General features: G+C 41.5%; 3 protein-coding genes. All 3 read left to right on the top strand.

The genetic code is table 11. The features are described from left to right. Positions 1-194: 194 nt before the first annotated feature. The 3 genes from FJR04_RS21025 to rodA all read left to right on the top strand — a co-directional run bounded on the left by FJR04_RS21025 (position 195) and on the right by rodA (position 3,288). A complete protein-coding gene (locus tag FJR04_RS21025; protein WP_168498402.1) occupies positions 195-707 on the top strand; it encodes an SRPBCC family protein in 513 nt (170 codons plus the stop codon). 135 nt (positions 708-842) lie between these two features. Continuing rightward, positions 843-1,913, top strand: a complete 1,071-nt coding sequence (locus FJR04_RS21020) for an Mrp/NBP35 family ATP-binding protein (protein WP_168498400.1) — start codon at positions 843-845, stop codon at positions 1,911-1,913. Between the two features lie 61 nt (positions 1,914-1,974). Next, a complete protein-coding gene (gene rodA, locus FJR04_RS21015; protein WP_168498419.1) occupies positions 1,975-3,288 on the top strand; it encodes a rod shape-determining protein RodA in 1,314 nt (437 codons plus the stop codon). The last annotated feature ends 23 nt before the right edge of the window (positions 3,289-3,311 follow it).

Here is a 3,311-nt window from a genome sequence, read left to right as displayed (position 1 = left end):
AACCACAGATATCATTTGATTACTCTTGCAAGCCCAGTCCATTTAGGGCTGGGTTACTGACAATCCACAGACTTGTTTTCACCGTCATAGAAATAATCTTATTATAGGAATGCTCGATCAGTGGAAAACTCAGTCTCTTTAGGGCTTAGATGTAAGTTTCATAGTTATTAAACAGAATTATAGAGAACAAGACAATGCAAAGTTGGTTATCTAAATTCATCTACCACAAACGTCGGCGATTTTGTGCATCTCTAGTGCGAACGTATCGGGAGATTAGTTCTGCTTCTGTAGATGAACTGTGGCACAAAGTGGTTGACTTAACAGATGTTTCTTGGCATCCTCTCCTCAAAAGTACCAACGTTCCTTATGGATTAGTCCCCAAACCCGGATTAATTTTTCAAGCAGTGACAAGGTTTTGGCCAATTCCCATTCAGATTTTTGTAGAACGAGTTAATCCCAAACAGATGTTAACTATCCGCGTTTTAACAATACCAGGGATTGAAGAAAGAGTAACATACCAAGTAGAATCAACCGTTTGTGGATCTTACTTGTCTTATTCTGTAACTTTACGTGGTTGGTTATCACCCCTAATGTGGTCTTTGTCTCGTCCTTATGTAGATCGGGTAGCTAGGGCGCTGATAGAATCCGTAGAAAATCCAGCATTAGCCAAGAAAAAATCTCTACATGGTAGTTGTTTTGATTTTTAGATTGTTGTCCTTCAGGAGTAAAATTCTGACTCATGACAACCGATAACTAAGAATTGCCCTAATAAAGTTAAGATTCTAGTATGTGTCAATGAAAAATTTTTAAGCTGTTATATAAGCGGCAACGGTAAACGCATTATGTATGATGTCCTAGATTCCCACTCAGTCCTAGAAGTGTTGCGGCCAGTAGAAGATCCAGAACTTCGTAAAAGTCTGGTAGAACTAAACATGATTCGCAACGTCAAAATTGACGGTGGTAAGGTTAGTTTCACTTTGGTTCTAACCACTCCCGCTTGTCCCTTACGGGAATTTATTGTTGAAGATTGTCAAAAAGCTGTTAAAAAGCTCCCTGGTGTGACAGATGTCAGCATAGAAGTCACAGCCGAAACACCCCAGCAAAAAAGCTTACCAGACCGCAATGGCGTGCCTGGGGTAAAAAATATTATTGCTGTTTCTAGCGGTAAGGGTGGTGTTGGTAAAAGTACAGTGGCTGTAAATATTGCCGTTGCATTAGCACAAACCGGGGCAAAAGTTGGTTTGTTAGATGCAGATATTTATGGACCTAATGATCCTACGATGTTGGGTTTAACTGATGCCGCAATTAATGTCCGTTCGACAGCAGCAGGAGACATCCTCGAACCCGCCTTTAATCATGGTGTAAAGCTGGTTTCCATGGGTTTTTTGATTGACAAGGATCAGCCAGTCATTTGGCGCGGTCCGATGCTCAATGGCGTGATTCGTCAGTTTCTCTATCAAGTGGAATGGGGAGAACTGGATTATTTAATTGTGGATATGCCTCCAGGAACTGGAGATGCTCAGTTAACTTTAACCCAAGCTGTACCAATGGCAGGAGTAGTCATTGTCACGACACCACAAACTGTAGCTTTGTTAGATTCCCGCAAGGGGTTGCGGATGTTCCAGCAGTTAAATGTCCCAGTTTTGGGAATTGTGGAAAATATGAGCTATTTTATCCCCCCAGATCAACCAGATAAGCAATATGACATTTTTGGTTCTGGTGGTGGTTCAAAGACAGCCGCAGAATTAGGAGTACCTTTGTTAGGATGTGTACCTTTAGAGATTTCTACTAGAATTGGCGGTGATAGTGGTGTACCGATAGTGATTGGTGAACCCAACTCAGCCGCAGCTAAAGCACTCAAGGCGATCGCCCTCACGGTAGCAGGTAAAGTATCAGTTGCTGCTTTGACATAAGTAAAGGCAAGAGATAATTGTCAATTGTCAATTGTTAATTCACCGCTCTCCTCCTCGCACAATGTTGTTAAAACGTTCATTCCCTAAAATTCGTTGGCAATCTTGGCTGAAGCCCTGGCAACAAATGGATGGGCTGCTATTTGTTCTAGTCTTTGGTCTGAGTATGTTCGGTGGGCTGATGATTTTGAGTACAGAACTAAAGCAGCCTGTAACTGACTGGTGGTGGCACTGGCTAACAGCGATTATTGGCTCAATAATCGCCTTATTTTTAGCTCGTTGCCGCTACGAAAACTTGATGCAGTGGCATTGGTTCACTTATGCGCTGACAAACTTTAGTTTAATAATTGTCATGATCGCCGGTACTAGTGCCAAAGGCGCACAGCGTTGGATTAGTATTGCCGGTTTTAATGTCCAACCTTCAGAATTTGCCAAAATAGGATTAATCATCACCTTAGCTGCTTTATTGCATAGGCGGACAGCCTCAACATTGGAAAGTGTTTTCCGTGTCTTGGCAATTACGGCTGTACCTTGGGGATTAGTATTTTTACAGCCAGATTTGGCAACATCACTGGTCTTTGGGGCAATCTTTTTAGGAATGTTGTATTGGGCAAATGCCAACCCTGGCTGGTTAATACTCATGATTTCGCCTGTAATTGCAGCAATCCTATTTAGTATATCTTGGCCATTATCAGCACCAATAGTTTTATCCAAAGAAATATCTTTAAGTATATTGGGTTTACTATGGGCAACAGCAATGGGGATAGTCGGTTGGTTTTGTCTACCCTGGAAGCGGTTTGGTGTTGCTGCTATTGCTTCATTCTGTCTTAATATGCTAGGTGGCGAATTAGGTATTTTTGCCTGGAATAATGTATTAAGGGAATATCAAAAAAACAGGCTCAGTGTATTTATTAACCCAGAGCATGATCCCCTTGGTGCTGGTTATCACTTGATTCAATCTCGCATTGCTATTGGTGCTGGTGAAATTTGGGGCTGGGGTTTGTTTAAAGGACCGATGACTCAATTGAATTTTGTGCCTGAACAGCATACAGACTTTATTTTTTCAGCCGTTGCTGAAGAATTTGGTCTTGTCGGTTGTTTAATTTTACTATCTGTCTTTTGCTTAGTTTGCTTCCGCTTACTTCATGTAGCTCAAACCGCCAAAGATAACTTTGGTTCACTGTTAGCTATTGGTGTTTTGTCCATGATCATATTTCAACTTATTGTTAATATTGGGATGACTCTTGGTTTAGCACCTGTGGCAGGAATTCCCCTACCGTGGATGAGTTATGGGCGTTCAGCGATGCTAACTAATTTTATTGCGATCGGCATAGTAGAATCTGTAGCTAATTATCGGCAACGCCAAAAGTATTATTAGAGAACAGGTGATAGGTGATAGGT

It is taken from the genome of Anabaena sp. UHCC 0204 (assembly GCF_009711975.1).
Taxonomy (GTDB): domain Bacteria; phylum Cyanobacteriota; class Cyanobacteriia; order Cyanobacteriales; family Nostocaceae; genus Dolichospermum.
The sequence above is the reverse complement of the archived record's forward strand: the minus strand, read 5'-3'. Positions and strand labels throughout refer to the sequence as shown.